This window comes from Yinghuangia seranimata, assembly GCF_029953285.1.
GTDB lineage: Bacteria > Actinomycetota > Actinomycetes > Streptomycetales > Streptomycetaceae > Yinghuangia > Yinghuangia seranimata.
Map to the genome: position 1 here is coordinate 200,915 of NZ_JASAOI010000019.1, position 14,700 is coordinate 215,614.

Genomic DNA, 14,700 nt, shown 5'->3' on the forward strand with positions numbered 1-14,700 from the left:
GAGAAGCTGAGAGGGGCGGGCATGGCGAGGATCGAGATCCCCGAGGACGAGGGCCTGGAGGTGTTCCGCGCGCTGGACCTGGCGCCGCACTTCAAGGAGCTGGTGGTGGCGTACGAGACGGCGGTGGCCAAGAGCCCGTTGGACCGCCGGCTGCACGAGCTGGTGCGGATGCGGATCGCCCAGATCAACGCGTGCACGGTGTGCCTCAACTGGCGCAACGCCGACTGGGGCGTCACCGAGGAGGACCTGGCGGCGGTCGGCGAGTACGCCGACAGCCCGCTGTTCTCGGCCGAGGAGAAGACCGCGCTGGAGTACGCGACGCGGTTCGCGACCGACTCGGCCGGCATCGAGGACGAGCTGCTCGAACGGCTGGTCGGCTTCCTCGGCCCGGAGGGCGTGGTGGACCTGACGCTGGTGCTCGGCAAGTACCTGGCGATGGGGCGGTTCATGCAGGTGCTGGGCCTCGACCAGGCGTGCAGTCTCACGTACGCCGACGGCGAGCTCGTGATGAGGAGCTGAACCGGCTCCGACGCCCACGGGGTGAACAACACCACACGGTTTAGTTTATGCTGGGGGCCATGTCCCCAGCAGCACGCGGCAGCACCCCGTCGGCCGGCGGCGGGCACGAGGCGGTCGACGAGTTCGGCATCCCGGTGCTCGCCGACCCGGGCAGCAGCTCGCAGCGCAAGCGCGACGCGATCATCCGCGCCGCGCTCGCGGTGTTCCTCGAGGAGGGCTACACCGCCGCGTCGGTCGACGCGATCGCGACGCGCGCGGGCGTCTCCAAGCCGACCATTTACAACCACTTCGGCAACAAGGAGCGACTCTTCCTCGCGGTCGTCGCGGGCACGCTGCCCGACGCGTTCGAGCCCCTCGTGGAGCCGGCCGTCGAACTGCGCGACACCGAGGACCTGCGCGGCGACTTCCTGCGCCTGGGCATGGTGATGACCACGGCGGTCACCAGCGACGAGGTGATGCGGCTGCGCCGCCTGGTGATCGGCGAGGTGGACCGCTTCCCGCAGCTGGGCCACCTGTGGCTGCGCATCGGGCCGGCGTGGTTCAACAAGGAGATGGTCGTCACCTTCGAACGCCTGGTCGAGCGCGGACTGTTGGCGATCGACGACGTCGACTTGGCGGCGCAGCAGCTCACCGCGCTGACCGTCGGCGTTCCGCAGCTGCTCCGCACCTTCCAGCCCGACCTGGAGCTGCCCGCGGACACCGTGGCGCGCTTCGTCACGTCCGGGATCGACGTGTTCCTCGCGGCGTACGCCGTCAACCGAACGGCGTAGCACGGGGCGTCCACGCATGCCGGGGGCCACCTCCTCACCTAGGCTCGACCTGCCCTATATGTCGCTTTTGCGGCATCTCGGCGGGGCGGACGCGGCTGAGGAGGCGGTACGTCGTGACGACGGAGCGCGCGGCGGACAAGGGCGGGGAGGCCGGGACCGGCCCGCCCGCCACGCCCGACGCCCCGGTGGCGCCCGTCGCGCCGTCCCGGCTGCGCCAGGTCGGCGAACGCGTCGGCCGTTTCCTGGGGCACGCGAGGCGGGCCCCGCTCACCCTCGTCACGATCGCGGTGATCTGGGGCGTCGCGATCGGCACCGGCAGCGTCGGCGGGGGCCCGGACCGCGCGCTGCGGGACCAAGTGGGCGCGGGGCCCGCGCCCCTGGCCGAGGGCCACTGGTGGTCGCCGCTGTCGTCGGCACTGTGGCACGCGCACCTCGGACCGCTGATCGGCGCGTCCTTACTGGTGCTGGCCGTCCTGGTCCCCGCGGAACGCATGTTCGGCCGGCGCAGGACCCTTGGGCTGCTGGTGGCCTGCCAGGTGCTCGGCTCGCTGCTCGGCTCGGCGGCCGTCGCGATCGGCTCCGCGCTCGGCGAGGACTGGCTGGAGGGCCTCTACAACGACCCGGGCGAGCTCGCGCTCGGCTGCGCCACGGGAGTCGCGGGCGTCGGCCTCGCGCTGACCGCGTACCTGTCGACCCTGTGGCGGCGCCGCTGGCGGCTGCTCGGCCTCGTCGCGCTCATCCTGTTCGCGTTGTACGGCGGCGGCACGCAGGACATCCTGCGGCTCTTCGGCGGCCTGGTCGGCCTGGTGGCCGGCGAGGCGCTCTGGCGGCGCGCGGGCGGCAGACGCCTGAAGACGCCGCCGTCGCACGCCGAGACGCGCGTCCTCGTCGCCCTGCTGGTCGCCTCGTCCGCGTTCGGGCCGGCCATCGCGCGGATCACCAAGCCGTTCGGGCCGCTGTCCCTGTACGCGGACCTGTTCGTCGGTGAGGGGCCCTCCCGGGAGGACATCGCCACCGCGTGCGAGGGCGTGAGCCCGACCAGCAGCGACTGCGTCGCGGTCCGCGTCGAGGACTTTGTGGCGAACAGCCCCTCGGTGGTGCTGCTCTACGTGGTGTCGATCCTGCTGGTGGTCGTCGCGGGCGGACTGCGCCGCGGGCGGCGCATGGCGTGGTGGTCGGCGGTGGTGCTGGAGATCGGCATCACGGTCGTCACCATCCGGTACACGCAGGTGACGCTCCACGTGATCGACGTCGACGCGTCGACCACGGACGACTCGCTGCGCGGCGTGGTGCTGCGCTACTCGGTCCTCGTCGCGGCCGTGCCGGTCGTGGTGCTGCTGATCCTCCTGGTCACCCGCCGGTACTTCGCGCTGCGGACCCCGAAGTGGACGGCGTGGAAGCTGCTGACGGTCGTGGTCGGGGCGTTCGTGGTGCTCGGCGCGATCTACATCGGGTCCGCCTACCAGGTCCGCGGCGAGTTCGCGCCGGTGCCGACGTTCGACCAGGTGGCGCAGGACTTCCCCAAGCGGCTCGTGCCGCCGATCTACCTGCTGCTGTTCGACGTCCCGCAGGGCGACTTCGTCCCCGAGGGGGGCACCGCGAAGCTGCTGTTCGAGTTGGCCGGGCCGGTGTTCTGGCTGGTCACGATCGGCGGACTGTGGTTCATGCTGTGGCGGGCCATCGAGCACGACAAGTCGGGCGCGGCGAACAAGGCGCGCGACATCCTGACCCGGTACGGCGGTTCGACGCTGTCGTACATGACGACGTGGCCGGGCAACACCTACTGGCTGGCCACCGACGGGAAGACCGCCGTCGCGTACCGGGTGATCTCGAACGTCGCGGTCACCACCGGCGACCCGTTCGGCAAGGCCGACGAACGCGCGGACGCGGTGGGCGGGTTCGCGGCCTTCTGCGACCGGCAGGGCTGGACCCCGTGCTTCTACAGCGTCACCGAGAACGGCCGTGAGGCCGGCGAGGCGCTCGGCTGGCGCAGCCTCCAGGTCGCCGAGGACACCGTGGTGCCGCTGCCCGACCTGGAGTTCAAGGGCAAGAAGTGGCAGGACGTGCGCACCGCCCTCAACAAGGCGGGCAAGGCCGGGCTGACCGCGCAGTGGTGGGTGTTCCCCGACGCGCCGCTCGGCGTCCAGAAGCAGGTCCGCGAGATCTCGGAGGAGTGGGTCGCCGACAAGGGGCTGCCCGAGATGGGCTTCACGCTCGGCGGCCTCGACGAACTCGACGACCCCCACGTGCGCTGCCTGGTCGCGGTGGACGGCGACGAGCGCGTGCACGGCGTCACCAGCTGGATGCCGAGCTACCGGGACGGCGAGCCGGTCGGCTGGACGCTCGACTTCATGCGCCGCGGCGACACCGACTTCAAGGGGATCATGGAGTTCCTGATCGCGTCGGCGGCGCTCGGCTTCAAGGAGGAGGGCGCCGAGTTCCTCAGCCTGTCCGGCGCGCCGCTGGCCCGCATCGACCGCGGTGGGCAGCCCGAAATGCTGCAGGGCGTACTGGACGTCGCGGGACGCGCGCTCGAACCGGTGTACGGGTTCCGGTCGTTGCTGGCGTTCAAGGCCAAGTTCCAGCCGCAGTACCAGCCGCTGTACATGACCTACCCGGACGCCACCGCGCTGCCCTCCATCGCCAACGCGATCGGCCGCGCGTACCTGCCGCACACCTCGCCCGCGCAGATGCTGCGGCTCAGCCGCCGGCTGGTGGGCTGATGGCGGCGATCGGACACGTTCAGCCCTGCGGCCCGCCCGTCGCCGGGCGACAGGAGAGGAGCGCATGAACCCGCTCGACTGGCGGCTGTACGACGGCCCGGTTCCGGTCCTCCTCCAGATCTTCGGCTGCGCCGCCATCGTGGCGCTGCTCGCCCGCCGCGACCGCCGCTGGTGGCTGGTCTGGGTCCCGGTCATCGCGCTCGTGGCGATCACCGTCGCCCTGTTCGTCGGCGTCATCGTCGACGACTGGTGGAAGCCGTTCCCCGACCCGCTCCCCCGCGACGTCCTCAAGTGGACCGCGGTCGCGGCCTTCGGCGTCGGGCTGGCCGCCGCCCGCATGAAGTCGCTCACCTGGCGCCTGCGCGGCGCCGCCGTCCTCGGGGCGCTGCTCGTCGTCGCCATCAGCGCGAGCCAGGTCAACGCCTTCTACCAGGAGTACCCCACGCTGCGCGCCGCGCTCGGCCCGTGGCTCGGCAGGTCCGACGACTTCGACAAGGCGCGCGGCGTCGACCGGCAGACCGTCGCCGCGCCGCCGGAGGGCTGGCTCAGCCAGGTCTGGCAGCCGCCACCGGGCATGCCCAAGAACGGCACGGTCTCCGAGGTCTCCATCCCGGGCACCGTCTCCAAATTCAAGGCCCAGAACGGATGGGTCTACCTGCCGCCCGCGTACCTGGCGACGCCCCGCGCGCAGGTACCCGTCCTGATCCTGCTCGCCGGGCAGCCGGGCGAGCCGCGCGACTGGATCGACGCCGGACAGGTCGTCGACATGATGGACGGCTATGCCGCCAAGCACGGCGGGCTCGCGCCGATCGTCGTCATGCCGGACGACCTCGGCGGGCCGTTCGACAACCCGCTGTGCCTCGACTCCAAGCTCGGCAACTCCGAGACCTACCTGACCCGCGACGTGCCCGCCTGGATCAACGCCAACCTCAAGGTCTCGCCCGCGCCGCGCGGCTGGGCCGTCGCGGGGCTGTCGCACGGCGGCACCTGCTCGCTCCAGATGGCGGTGCGCAAGCCCGACCTGTTCCACAGCTTCGTCGACATCTCGGGGCAGGACGAACCGTCGCTCGGCAGTCGGAAGGAGACCGTCGACAAGGCGTTCGGCGGCGACGCGGCCGCGTTCGCACGGGTCAACCCGCTCGACGTCCTCAAGGCCACCAGGTACCCGCAGGTGTCCGGGATCTTCGTGGTCGGCAGCGGCGACGACGAGTTCGGCCCGCAGCAGCGCAACGCGTTCGCCGGCGCCAAGGCGGCCGGAATGGACGTCCAGTACGAGGAGCTGCCCGGCGGGCACTCGTGGCAGGTCTGGCGGCCCGGCCTCGCGAACAACCTGGCGTGGCTGGCGCGGCAGACCGGGCTGGTCGGGCCCTGAGCCCCGGAGGCGCGGGCGCCGTCAGCCGAGCGGGACCGCGAGCGTCGTCCGCGCCTGCGCGGCGTGGTACCGGTGCAGCGCGCCGACCCAGTCGACCGCGGCCTGTGCCTGGCGCCGCGTCGCCGACGAGACGTCGGGCAGCGCCGAGACCGCCCGCACGCCGTGGTCCAACTGCGTCTTCCAGGCGCCGAACAGCACCATGCCGCTCTGGAACGCGGTCGGCACCGAATGCCCGTACTCGCGCATCAGCACCGGGATCAGCGTGAGCCGCGTGCCGGCCTCGACGGCCTGGCGGTAGCCGGTCAGGTCCTCGTCGACGGCCGTCAGCAGCCCCGCGAGCTCGGTGAGCGGCGCGATCCCCTCGGCGGGCGGGCCGCCGAGCGCGCCCAACGCGGGGTCGAGGCGGTGCAGCGCCGTGAACATGGGCACCGGCGTGCGGTCCACCCGGTTGTCCAGGAACTCCGGCAACGAGGGCGGCAGTTCGGCCGACATGAGGTCCCGGTCGCGGCGCGCCGCGGCGCAGTACCGCTCCAACGCGTCGGCCAGGTCGGGAAGCACGGCCGCTCCCCCGCCGGCCGTGATGCGCTCGTAGAGGTCCGTCAAGGCGAAGTGCAGCGCGTCGGCCCCGGTGGTGTAGCCCTCCCGGAGGATGGTCACCAGCGACGCGGCGTACCCCAGGTCCCACCCGACGACCAGCGCGCGCTCGTTGAGCACTTCGAGCCACGTCGCGTACAACCCCGCGATCCGCAGCGCCCCGATCGGCGCGTCCCGCATCGCCTCGGCCACCGGCCCCACAGGCCGCCGCCGGTCCACGACGCCGCCCTCCGCCGCCGCGGACAACCCGGTCCGCTGGGCCCAGACCCGGGCCTCGATGGCCACGGTCTCCCCGTCCGGATGCGCGGGCAGCCGCGGGCAGCGCAGGTCGGCGTGCGCGACGGCCTCTGCGATGAGCATGTCGATGTCGCCCCGGGGCACGGTCACCACCACCTGGGCACGCGGCAACTGATCATGCGCATGCCCTGCCACACCGCCGGCGGGCCCAAACCCCTGACGGGGCAGGCCCCACCGAGTGGAGTAACGGTCAGTGCCCGTCGGCCTCGCGCAGCGCAGCGGCCACGGCCCGGGCGCAGGCTTCGCCCGGGTCCTCCGCGTCGGACGTGAGGAGTTCGTCGGACAGTTCGGCGGCCCAGGCGACGGCCGTCGTCGCGAGGTCGCCGTACAGGTGCGGGAACAGGTCGCCGCCCCGGGACGGCTCCCACTTCAACGCGTCCAGGTCGCCCGTCCCGACGGCGAGGAGGGTCAGGCCGGTCCGCCCGGCGAAGTGGCGGCGGGCGGTCTCCTCGAGCTGCGCCGCCGTCGAGAAGTGGATGAACCCGTCGCGCCGGTCGACCGCGGAGCCGGTGAACAGGCCGGTGGATTCGGCGGATTCCCACTCCCGGGTCGGGAGCAGCTTGTAGATCGGCGCAGGGTCCATGCGCCGAGCCTACGGCGTATGGTTCCGGCATGGCTTTGGACCCGGCGGAGGCCGAGCGCGTGTTGGCGCGGCTCGGCGAGGCGAAGTACCTGCTCCTGACCACCTACCGCAAAGACGGCAGTCCGGTCCCCACGCCCGTGTGGGTGGCGCGGGACGGCGACGCGCTGGTGGTGTGGACGGTGACGACCACCGCCAAGGTGCGGCGGCTGCGCAACGACCCGAGGGTCGAGCTGGCCGAGTGCACGTTCAAGGGCGCCCCGCTGGGCCCCGGCGTCGCCGGCACCGGACGGGTGCTGGACGACCCCGAGCGCACCGAGCGGGCGCGCAGCCTCATCAAGAAGAAGTACGGCCTGACGGGCTGGCTCACCGTGCAGGCGAGCGTGATCCGGCGCGGCCGCTCCGGCACGATCGGCCTGGAGCTCACACCGACGGGCTGAGCCCCTGGCCGACCGGAGGGCCGAGGGCGTAACGCCCTCGAACGCCTCATACATAAGGAATACATACGGAGTGAGGGCGAGGTGGGCGGGCCCCGTGCCCCCGCCCACCTACGCCCCCACGTCTCCCTCAGCGGGTCAGGCGAGTTCCTCGCGGACCGCCGCGGCGAAGGTGTCGATGTCCGCCTCGGTGGTGTCGAACGACGTCATCCAGCGGACCTCGCCGGTGCCCTCGTTCCACGTGTAGAAGCGGAAGCGCTTCTGGAGCCGCTCCGTCGCCTCGCGCGGCAGGATCGCGAAGACCGCGTTGGACTGCGCGGGGCGCGTCAGTTCGACGCCGGGGATGTCGGCGACGGCGGCGGACAGCCGCGCGGCCATCGCATTGGCGTGCGAGGCGTTGCGCAGCCACAGGTCGCCGGCGAGCAGCGCCTCGAACTGCACGGACATGAAGCGCATCTTCGAGCCGAGCTGCATCGACATCTTGCGCACGTACTCGACGCCGCGCACGACGTCCGGGTTGAGGACGACGACGGCCTCGCCGAACATCAGGCCGTTCTTCGTCCCGCCGAACGACATGATGTCGACGCCGACGTCCGTCGAGAGCGCCCGCATCGGGACGCCCAGCGAGGCCGCCGCGTTGGCCAGCCGCGAGCCGTCGAGGTGCACGAGCATGCCGTGGTCGTGGGCGTGCCGGCAGATCTCGGCGAGCTCGTCGGCGGTGTAGACGGTGCCCAGTTCGGTGCTCTCGGCGATCGACACGACGCGCGGCTGCGAGCGGTGCTGGTCGCCCCAACCCCAGGCCTGACGGTCGATCAGCTCAGGGGTGAGCTTGCCGGCCTCGGTCGGCACGGTGAGCAGCTTGAGGCCGCCCATCTTCTCCGGGGCGCCGCACTCGTCGACGTGGATGTGCGCGGTCTCGGCGCAGATCACCGCCTCCCAGCGCTCGGTGACCGCCTGCAGGGCGACGACGTTCGCGCCGGTGCCGTTGAACACCGGGAAGGCCTGGGCGCGCGGGCCGAAGTGCGCCTGGAAGACCTCCTGGAGGTGCTCGGTGTAGACGTCCTCGCCGTAGGAGACCTGGTGTCCGTTGTTCGCCAGGGCTATCGCGGCGAGCACCTCGGGGTGCACGCCCGCGTAGTTGTCGCTCGCGAAGCCGCGGACGTCCGGGTCGTGGCGGCGGGCCGCCGCGGTCGCGGAGGTCTCGGCGGGGGTCACTGCGTCAGGCACAGGCGGTGTCCGTTCACGTCGTCGGTCGGCATGCCCCACAGGGCGGTGATCTCTTCGGCCAGGTCGGCCACGTCGGTGTAGCCGGGGAACTTCGCTTCGGGGCGCTCCTCGCGCAGCGCAGGCCACACGAGGGCCTTGACCACGAGGATCGCGGCGGCGGGCCCGTCCTGCGGCGGGGTCTCCGCGTCGGCCTCGGCGGCCTCGGCGGCCTCCTTGCGGAGCTTGCGGAACGAGTCGGCCATCGCGAGCGTCCACGCCTCGGCGGCGGACTTCGCCGCGGCGTAGCCGGCGTTGCCCGCGGTGGGCTTGGCGGCGGCGGTCGCCGAGACGAGCACGAAGCGGCCGTGCGGCGACCGGGCGAGCGCGTCGTGGAACGCCAGCGACGTGCTCTGCACGGTGCGCACCAGCAGCTTGTGCAGGAAGTCCCAGTCCTCGGCGGTGTTGTCGGCGAACACCTTGCCGCCGCGCCAGCCGCCGACCAGGTGCACGAGGCCGTCGACGCGGCCGTGCCGCCGTTCGACGTCCTCGGCCCAGGCCCGGGTCGCGGCGGGGTCGGTCAGGTCGACGCGGGTGCCCGTGGCGCGGCCGCCCGGGGCGAGCGCGACGGAGGCGTCCAGGCGTGCCTGGTCGGCGTCGGCGGCCTCGACGAGCGCGCCGGCGGCGGCCAGCCGTGCGACGACCGCCTGCCCGGCCGGCCCGCCCGCGCCGGCGACGGCGATGACGGAGCCTTCGGGCAGCGGCCGGTGGTTCTCAGGGGTCATGCTGCGGAACCTCCCACGATCCCCTTGGTCGAGGCGATCACGTCGGCGAGCCTGCGGCGCAGGCCTTCGTAGAACATGCTGAGCGGGAACTCGTCGGGCAGCACCGCGTCGACCAGGCCCTTGGGCGGGCCGTCGAGCGGCAGGGCGTCGGGGCCCTTGGCCCAGGTGGAGCCGGGGTTCGCCGGGACGTACGAGGTCACCAGCGCGTACGCGGCCAGCCAGTGCGCGACCCGCGAGCGGTCCACGCCCTGCCGGTACAGCTCGTCGACCTCGTCGCCGAGGGCTATGACCGCGTCCGGGACCCGGGCCCAGTCGATCGTGAGGCGGCCGTCGTGCCACTCCAGGACGCCGGCCTTGTGCAGGTAGGCGAACAGCAGCTGGCCGCCGAGACCGTCGTAGTTGCGCACCCGGCCGCCGGTGACCGGGAAGCGGAACAGCCGGTCGGCGAGTACCGCGAACTGCACGCCGCGCGCCGCCGGGACGCCCTGCTTCTCCAGCTCGACGGCCTCGCGGAACGCGGTCAGGTCGCAGCGCAGCTCCTCGAGCGCGTACATCCAGTACGGCATCCGCTGCTTGATCATGAAGGGGTCGAACGGCAGGTGGCCGCGGCTGTGCGTGCGGTCGTGGATCAGGTCCCACAGCACGAACGCGTCCTGCGTCAGCTCCTGGCTGGCGAGCAGCTCGCGGGCGTGCTCCGGCAGGTCGAGGCCGAGGCTGTCGGCGGCGGCCTCGGTGACCTTGCGGAAGCGGGCGGCCTCGCGGTCGCAGAAGATGCCGCCCCACGTGAAGCGCGGGACCTCGCGGACGGCGACCGTCTCGGGGAAGAGCACCGCGGAGTCGGTGTCGTAGCCCTCGGTGAAGTCGGTGAAGGCGATGGGGACGAACATCGCGTTGTCGTAGCGCGTGGCCTCCAGCTCGGCGAGCCACTCCGGCCACACGACGCGGATCAGCACGGCCTCGACGTTGCGGCCGGGGTTGCCGTTCTGCGTGTACATGGGGAACACGACGAGGTGCTCGAGGCCGTCGCGGCGGGCCCGCTCGGGCCGGAACGCGAGCAGCGCGTCGAGGAAGTCGGGGACGCCGAAGCCGGCGTCCACCCAGCGGCCGAAGTCGCGCACGACCGCCTGGAGGTAGTCGGCGTCGTGCGGGAGGACGTCGGCCAGCTCGCCGACGGCGGCGGTGATCTCGGCGACGAGCTCGCGGGCCCGGTCGTGGTCGTGGGCGGTGGCGTCGATCGAGCCGTCGGCGGACTGCATCGGCCGGAGCTCGGCGACGGCCGCCTTGAGGCGCGGCCACGCGGGGTGCGCGGCCGTCGGCGCCGCGGTGGCGGCACGGACGGGGGTGCTGGTGGCCATGGCCCCTCACTTGTGTCGGGATCGCGTGGGTCTCACGGATCACGGGAGATTCTCGTTAAGACATCATAAATATGAAAATTCTTCGGCATCAAGTGATCCAAACGAGGATTCTTCCTGTGAGATGGCCCATCCGCGCGCGCACCTCCACCACCGCGCCGGGCTGGAGCGCGGTGCGGGTGTCCTGATGTGGACGTTCTGCGACTACCCGTTGACGCTTCGTTGACGCGGCGCGACTAGGCGAACAGCGCCGACGCCGTGACCGGTGTGAGGCCCTTGGCCCGCAGCCCGTCCAGCACGGCGGGCAGCGCGGCGATCGTGCCCTCGTGCCCGCAGTGCATGCTCACGACGTCGCCGGCCCGGACCCGGTCCAGCACGTTGCGGGTGACGGCGGCGGCCCCCGGGTCGGTGTGGTCGAGCGAGTCCAGGCTGTACGACAGGCAGGTCGGATAGCCCGCCTTGGCGGCCTGGGCCTTGATGACGGCGTTCGCGTACTGCGTCTGCGACGGCCGGAACCAGCGCCCCTGCGAGCCGGTCAGCGCCTTCAGCCGCTCGGCGCACTGGGCGATCTCGCGGTACGCCGTCGCCGCGTCCATCGCGGGCATGTCGAGGTGGTTCTCGCTGTGGTTCCCGAGCTCGTGCCCGCCGGCGAGCACCCGCCCGGCGAGCGTGGGGTACTGCGCGAGCCAGCCGCCGACCGCGAGCACCGTCACCTGCCCGTGCGCGCGCTCGACCAGCCCGAGCAGGCGTTCGACCTGGTCGGGGGTGCCCTGGCCGTGGAACGTGAGGGCCACCTCAGGGCGTGCGCCGCTCGCCTTTCCGACCTCGTCGGGCAGCGCGGGCGGGGCCGGCTTCGCGGCGGTCACCTCCGACGAGGGCGCGGGGGACGCGGGAGTCGGCGCGGCGGCCCCCGCCGGGTGCGACGGCGGCGTGGCCTTGGACGCGTCCTCTCCCCCGTCGCACCCGGCCACCACGATCCCCGCGGCGGCCGCGGCCGCCCCCTTGAGCAGACTCCGCCGATCGACACTCATGCCCGCACGCTATGCGCCCCCGAGTGCGCCCGTGCGCCGGACACACCCACTCTTGCGGGTGTAGCGGACGGTGGCGATTACTGAATACTGGACGCATGCCGGAGATGGACTACGCGACGCTGCTTCGCGAGGGATACGCGCAGCGGCTCCCCGACTCGCTTGACGACCTGTGCGGGCCGACGGACGGCGTCGTCGCGCTCCCCCAGCACATCGTGTGGTCGGGCCTCGACCGCTTCGACCTGGCGAACCCCCGGCTGCGGATGAGCTACTACCGGATCGTGCTGGCCGAGGGACAGGCCGCCGACCTGTGCCAGTACCTCGACAAGGCCACGCTGCTGGCACTCTGGCCGATCCTGCGCACCCTGATCCGACCGGCGATCGTCGACGTCTGGGAGCACGCCTTCGCCGACCTGGACACTCGGACCCGGACCGCTGCGTGAACCTGCCCGAATTACACCGCCGGCTCCTGCTGGACGTCCTCGAGATCGGTGTCGAGTTCCCGCTCGTCATCGCCGGCGGCTACGCCGTCAAAGCACACGGCCTCGTCGACCGCCCGAGCCGGGACCTGGACTTCGCCACCACGACGGCGACCGACACGCACGACATCGCGACACTGCTCCGCAAGGGCCTCGAGCAACGCGGCTGGTCGGTACGCGAGCTGCAGGTCGCGCCGCTGGCGGTGCGGTTCATGGTGACCGAGCCGGTGACCGGGCAGACGTGCGAAGTGGACATCCTCAAGGACGTCTTCACCCGACCGCCCGCGGCCACGGAACTCGGTCTCGCGTTGTCGCTCGACGACATCGTCGCGGCCAAGGTCCGCGCACTCGGCGGCCGAGGCGTGGCCCGCGACTTCATCGACGTCCACGCGGCGGCCGACGTCTGGTCGTTCACCGGTCTCGAGACGCTGGCGGAGCAGCACGTCTTCGGCGAGTACGACCTCGCGTCACTGCGCGCCCGGCTGGCCGGCGCCGAGTGGATCGACGACTCCGAGTTCGAGGCGTACGGGCTCGTCGAGGGCGACATCGCCGAGATCCGCGCCTGGGCCCAGCGCTGGGCCGACGACATCGACCGCCGCCTGATCCGCGACTCCGAGGAGTACACCGACTGAGTCGGGGGCGGCCCGCTTCGCAGGCCACCCCGGTGTCGTCGGTTACCAGGCCGGGGCCTTCACGTTGGCGATGCCGAGCGTGTTGGTGCCCGGGAGCAGGCCGGACAGCAGGGCTCCGGTCAGCGGCGGGACGTTCAGTTCGACGAGCCGGTCGACGGCCTTCTCGTCGAGGACCCGCCAGGGGCCGGAGGCCAGTTGGTCGGTCTGGCGTTCGATGCGGTCGCGCAGCTCGCGGCAGGCCTCGGTGGCCTCGCCCGCCTCGTCGAGGAGGCCGCGGGAGCGGAGGCGTTCGGTGGCCGCGGCCCAGTCCTCGTCGGACCATTCGCGGCTGGCGAAGGTCTCGGTCGGGGCCGCGCCGATGGCCGCGAAGGTGACCAGCGACTCGCAGCCGTCGAGCTCGTTGGTGAGCAGCGCGGCGAGGTGGCCGTCGCCGCGGTGTTCGCGGATCAGGGAGATGGCCTGCCACATGACCAGGTGGGACTCGTCCGGCCAGGGAAGGTCGGCGGTGGCGGCGGCGAGGGGGCGGCCGACGGTGTCGGCGGACTCGGCGACGCGGCGCAACAGGTCCGCGAGCTCCGCGAGTTCGGGGGTGCCGAGGTGGTCCGGCATGAGACGCCGGTACATCCGGTCGATGCCGTGCAGGCGGGCCTCGAGGACCTGGGCGGGTTCGGCGACGGTCCAGGCGTCCGCGATGTGCTTCGCGACCATGGCGGGGCTGAAGCTGTAGAACGCCGCGGTCACCCGGTTCGGGCCGGCCGCGCCGAGCGGGGCGGCACGGAAGGGGAAGTACCAGGGCCAGCGGGTCTCGGTGCCGTAGCCGAGGGCGCCGGCCTCCTCGAAGATCTCGGGCGCGTAGAAGAAGGGCGCGAACACCGGCTCCAGTTGGTGCCACATACGGCGGGCGGCCTGCCAGTAGTACACGTCGTCGGTCATGCGGGTGCTTCCTCACGGTCGCGGTGTGCAGGGACGGACCCGTGCAACGTACCCGCGGCACGCCCGTTCCGCGTCGGGGCGGTTATCCGCCGCGTTCGGTGGACAGGGTTGCCGGTGTACAGGCGATCATCACGGTTCCCTCGGGAGGGTGCGGCATGTTCCTGGTGACGGGTGCGACGGGCAACGTCGGTTCCGAAGTCGTCCGCATATTGGCGCGGTCGGACGAGCCGGTGCGCGCCGTGGCGCGCAAGCCCGACCGGTTGCCGCTGCCGCCCGGTGTGGAGCCCGTCGCCGCGGACCTGGACCACGCCGAGACGTTCGCGGACGCGCTGGTCGGCGTGCGGGCGATGTTCCTCATGCCCGGATACGCCGACCAGGCCGCCCTGTTGGCGCTGGCCCGCAAGGCGGGTGTGGAGCACGTCGTGCTGATGTCCGGCGGCTCGGCGGCGGGCGGGGACCGTTCGAACGCCGTCGCCCGGTACATGATCGACGCCGAACAGGCGGTGCGGGACTCGGGGTTGCGCTGGACGGTCGTGCGTCCGCGGGCGTTCTTCTCGAACGCGCTGCGCTGGCTGCCTCAGTTGGCGCAGGGCGACGAGGTCCGCGTGCCGTTCGGCCGGGTGCGGGTGGCGGCGCTGGACCCGCGGGACATCGCGGAGGTGGTGGCGCGCGTCATCGGCTCGCCCGCGCAGGCCGGGCGCGTGCACCTGGTGTCGGGGCCGCAGTCGCTGCTGCCGGCCGATCAGGTCGCGACGCTCGGCGAAGTGCTGGGCCGCGAACTGCGGTGCGTCGAGCTGTCGGACGACGAGGCGCGGGTGGAGATGTCCGCGTCGATGGCCGCCGAGTACGTCGACGCGTTCTTCCGCTTCTATGTGAACGGCGAGTTGGACGAGTCGCAGGTGATCGACACCGTGGAGACCATCACGGGTCGGCGTCCGCGTACGTTCCGGCGGTGGGCCGAGGACCACGCGGACGCCTTCCGCTGAGCGCCCGGAG

General features: G+C 72.4%; 15 protein-coding genes. 8 read left to right on the forward strand and 7 right to left on the reverse strand.

Features of this window, described 5'->3' with window-relative positions; translation table 11 throughout:
* The first annotated feature begins 21 nt into the window (after positions 1 to 21).
* The 4 genes from QI554_RS13765 to QI554_RS13780 all read left to right on the forward strand — a co-directional run bounded on the left by QI554_RS13765 (position 22) and on the right by QI554_RS13780 (position 5,384).
* Positions 22 to 519 carry a carboxymuconolactone decarboxylase family protein gene (locus QI554_RS13765; RefSeq protein WP_281469774.1) on the forward strand — a complete coding sequence of 166 codons (498 nt, stop codon included), beginning with the start codon at positions 22 to 24 and terminating at the stop codon, positions 517 to 519.
* 59 nt (positions 520 to 578) lie between these two features.
* A complete protein-coding gene (locus QI554_RS13770; protein WP_281469776.1) occupies positions 579 to 1,289 on the forward strand; it encodes a TetR/AcrR family transcriptional regulator in 711 nt (236 codons plus the stop codon).
* A 113-nt stretch (positions 1,290 to 1,402) separates the two neighbouring features.
* Positions 1,403 to 4,012, forward strand: coding sequence for a phosphatidylglycerol lysyltransferase domain-containing protein (locus QI554_RS13775; RefSeq protein WP_281469778.1), 2,610 nt, complete (start codon positions 1,403 to 1,405; stop codon positions 4,010 to 4,012).
* 64 nt (positions 4,013 to 4,076) lie between these two features.
* A complete protein-coding gene (locus QI554_RS13780) occupies positions 4,077 to 5,384 on the forward strand; it encodes an alpha/beta hydrolase (RefSeq protein ID WP_281469780.1) in 1,308 nt (435 codons plus the stop codon).
* Positions 5,385 to 5,405: 21 nt separating this feature from the next.
* Here the strand turns inward: QI554_RS13780 and QI554_RS13785 are convergent, their stop codons facing one another.
* Together QI554_RS13785 and QI554_RS13790 are read right to left on the reverse strand one after the other, a co-directional pair.
* Positions 5,406 to 6,365 carry a terpene synthase family protein gene (locus QI554_RS13785; protein WP_281469783.1) on the reverse strand — a complete coding sequence of 320 codons (960 nt, stop codon included), beginning with the start codon at positions 6,363 to 6,365 and terminating at the stop codon, positions 5,406 to 5,408.
* A gap of 100 nt (positions 6,366 to 6,465) precedes the next feature.
* On the reverse strand, positions 6,466 to 6,858 hold the full coding sequence (locus QI554_RS13790) for a DUF952 domain-containing protein (RefSeq protein WP_281469785.1): 393 nt from the start codon (positions 6,856 to 6,858) through the stop codon (positions 6,466 to 6,468).
* A gap of 29 nt (positions 6,859 to 6,887) precedes the next feature.
* Between QI554_RS13790 and QI554_RS13795 the strand changes: the two genes are divergently transcribed.
* Positions 6,888 to 7,295 carry a PPOX class F420-dependent oxidoreductase gene (locus QI554_RS13795; protein ID WP_281469787.1) on the forward strand — a complete coding sequence of 136 codons (408 nt, stop codon included), beginning with the start codon at positions 6,888 to 6,890 and terminating at the stop codon, positions 7,293 to 7,295.
* Between the two features lie 135 nt (positions 7,296 to 7,430).
* On the opposite strand, the gene QI554_RS13800 is transcribed toward QI554_RS13795, so the two are convergent.
* The 4 genes from QI554_RS13800 to QI554_RS13815 all read right to left on the reverse strand — a co-directional run bounded on the left by QI554_RS13800 (position 7,431) and on the right by QI554_RS13815 (position 11,663).
* Positions 7,431 to 8,519 carry a threonine aldolase family protein gene (locus QI554_RS13800; RefSeq protein WP_281469789.1) on the reverse strand — a complete coding sequence of 363 codons (1,089 nt, stop codon included), beginning with the start codon at positions 8,517 to 8,519 and terminating at the stop codon, positions 7,431 to 7,433.
* Positions 8,504 to 9,280, reverse strand: coding sequence for an SDR family NAD(P)-dependent oxidoreductase (locus QI554_RS13805; protein ID WP_281469791.1), 777 nt, complete (start codon positions 9,278 to 9,280; stop codon positions 8,504 to 8,506). The genes QI554_RS13800 and QI554_RS13805 overlap by 16 nt, the downstream gene beginning before the upstream one ends.
* Entirely contained in the window at positions 9,277 to 10,635 is a 1,359-nt protein-coding gene (locus QI554_RS13810; RefSeq protein WP_281469793.1) for a DUF6421 family protein, read from the reverse strand. Before QI554_RS13810 ends, QI554_RS13805 begins: the two co-directional genes overlap by 4 nt.
* A gap of 233 nt (positions 10,636 to 10,868) precedes the next feature.
* Positions 10,869 to 11,663 (reverse strand): polysaccharide deacetylase family protein, encoded by a 795-nt coding sequence (locus tag QI554_RS13815; RefSeq protein ID WP_281469796.1) that lies wholly within the window; start codon positions 11,661 to 11,663, stop codon positions 10,869 to 10,871.
* 95 nt (positions 11,664 to 11,758) lie between these two features.
* On the opposite strand from QI554_RS13815, the gene QI554_RS13820 reads away from it, so the two are divergent.
* The gene (locus QI554_RS13820; protein WP_281469798.1) at positions 11,759 to 12,103 is read left to right on the forward strand and encodes a transcriptional regulator; all 345 of its coding nucleotides are present in this window, start codon (positions 11,759 to 11,761) and stop codon (positions 12,101 to 12,103) included.
* Positions 12,100 to 12,771, forward strand: coding sequence for a nucleotidyl transferase AbiEii/AbiGii toxin family protein (locus tag QI554_RS13825; protein WP_281469800.1), 672 nt, complete (start codon positions 12,100 to 12,102; stop codon positions 12,769 to 12,771). The genes QI554_RS13820 and QI554_RS13825 overlap by 4 nt, the downstream gene beginning before the upstream one ends.
* 42 nt (positions 12,772 to 12,813) lie before the next feature.
* Here the strand turns inward: QI554_RS13825 and QI554_RS13830 are convergent, their stop codons facing one another.
* Positions 12,814 to 13,704, reverse strand: a complete 891-nt coding sequence (locus QI554_RS13830; protein WP_281469802.1) for an SCO6745 family protein — start codon at positions 13,702 to 13,704, stop codon at positions 12,814 to 12,816.
* A 155-nt stretch (positions 13,705 to 13,859) separates the two neighbouring features.
* Here QI554_RS13830 and QI554_RS13835 point away from each other — a divergent pair, with 155 nt between their 5' ends.
* Positions 13,860 to 14,690: an NAD(P)H-binding protein gene (locus QI554_RS13835; protein ID WP_281469803.1), complete on the forward strand. Its 831-nt coding sequence runs from the start codon at positions 13,860 to 13,862 to the stop codon at positions 14,688 to 14,690.
* Positions 14,691 to 14,700 lie beyond the last annotated feature (10 nt).

What these genes read in the sequence shown, in the direction of transcription:
- QI554_RS13820 (WP_281469798.1), top strand. Translation starts at nt 11,759, where the DNA reads ATGCCGGAGATGGACTACGCGACGCTGCTTCGCGAGGGATACGCGCAG.
- QI554_RS13795 (WP_281469787.1), top strand. Translation starts at nt 6,888, where the DNA reads ATGGCTTTGGACCCGGCGGAGGCCGAGCGCGTGTTGGCGCGGCTCGGC.
- QI554_RS13765 (WP_281469774.1), top strand. Translation starts at nt 22, where the DNA reads ATGGCGAGGATCGAGATCCCCGAGGACGAGGGCCTGGAGGTGTTCCGC.
- QI554_RS13770 (WP_281469776.1), top strand. Translation starts at nt 579, where the DNA reads ATGTCCCCAGCAGCACGCGGCAGCACCCCGTCGGCCGGCGGCGGGCAC.
- QI554_RS13835 (WP_281469803.1), top strand. Translation starts at nt 13,860, where the DNA reads ATGTTCCTGGTGACGGGTGCGACGGGCAACGTCGGTTCCGAAGTCGTC.
- QI554_RS13810 (WP_281469793.1), bottom strand. Translation starts at nt 10,635, where the DNA reads ATGGCCACCAGCACCCCCGTCCGTGCCGCCACCGCGGCGCCGACGGCC.
- QI554_RS13805 (WP_281469791.1), bottom strand. Translation starts at nt 9,280, where the DNA reads ATGACCCCTGAGAACCACCGGCCGCTGCCCGAAGGCTCCGTCATCGCC.
- QI554_RS13780 (WP_281469780.1), top strand. Translation starts at nt 4,077, where the DNA reads ATGAACCCGCTCGACTGGCGGCTGTACGACGGCCCGGTTCCGGTCCTC.
- QI554_RS13815 (WP_281469796.1), bottom strand. Translation starts at nt 11,663, where the DNA reads ATGAGTGTCGATCGGCGGAGTCTGCTCAAGGGGGCGGCCGCGGCCGCC.
- QI554_RS13830 (WP_281469802.1), bottom strand. Translation starts at nt 13,704, where the DNA reads ATGACCGACGACGTGTACTACTGGCAGGCCGCCCGCCGTATGTGGCAC.
- QI554_RS13790 (WP_281469785.1), bottom strand. Translation starts at nt 6,858, where the DNA reads ATGGACCCTGCGCCGATCTACAAGCTGCTCCCGACCCGGGAGTGGGAA.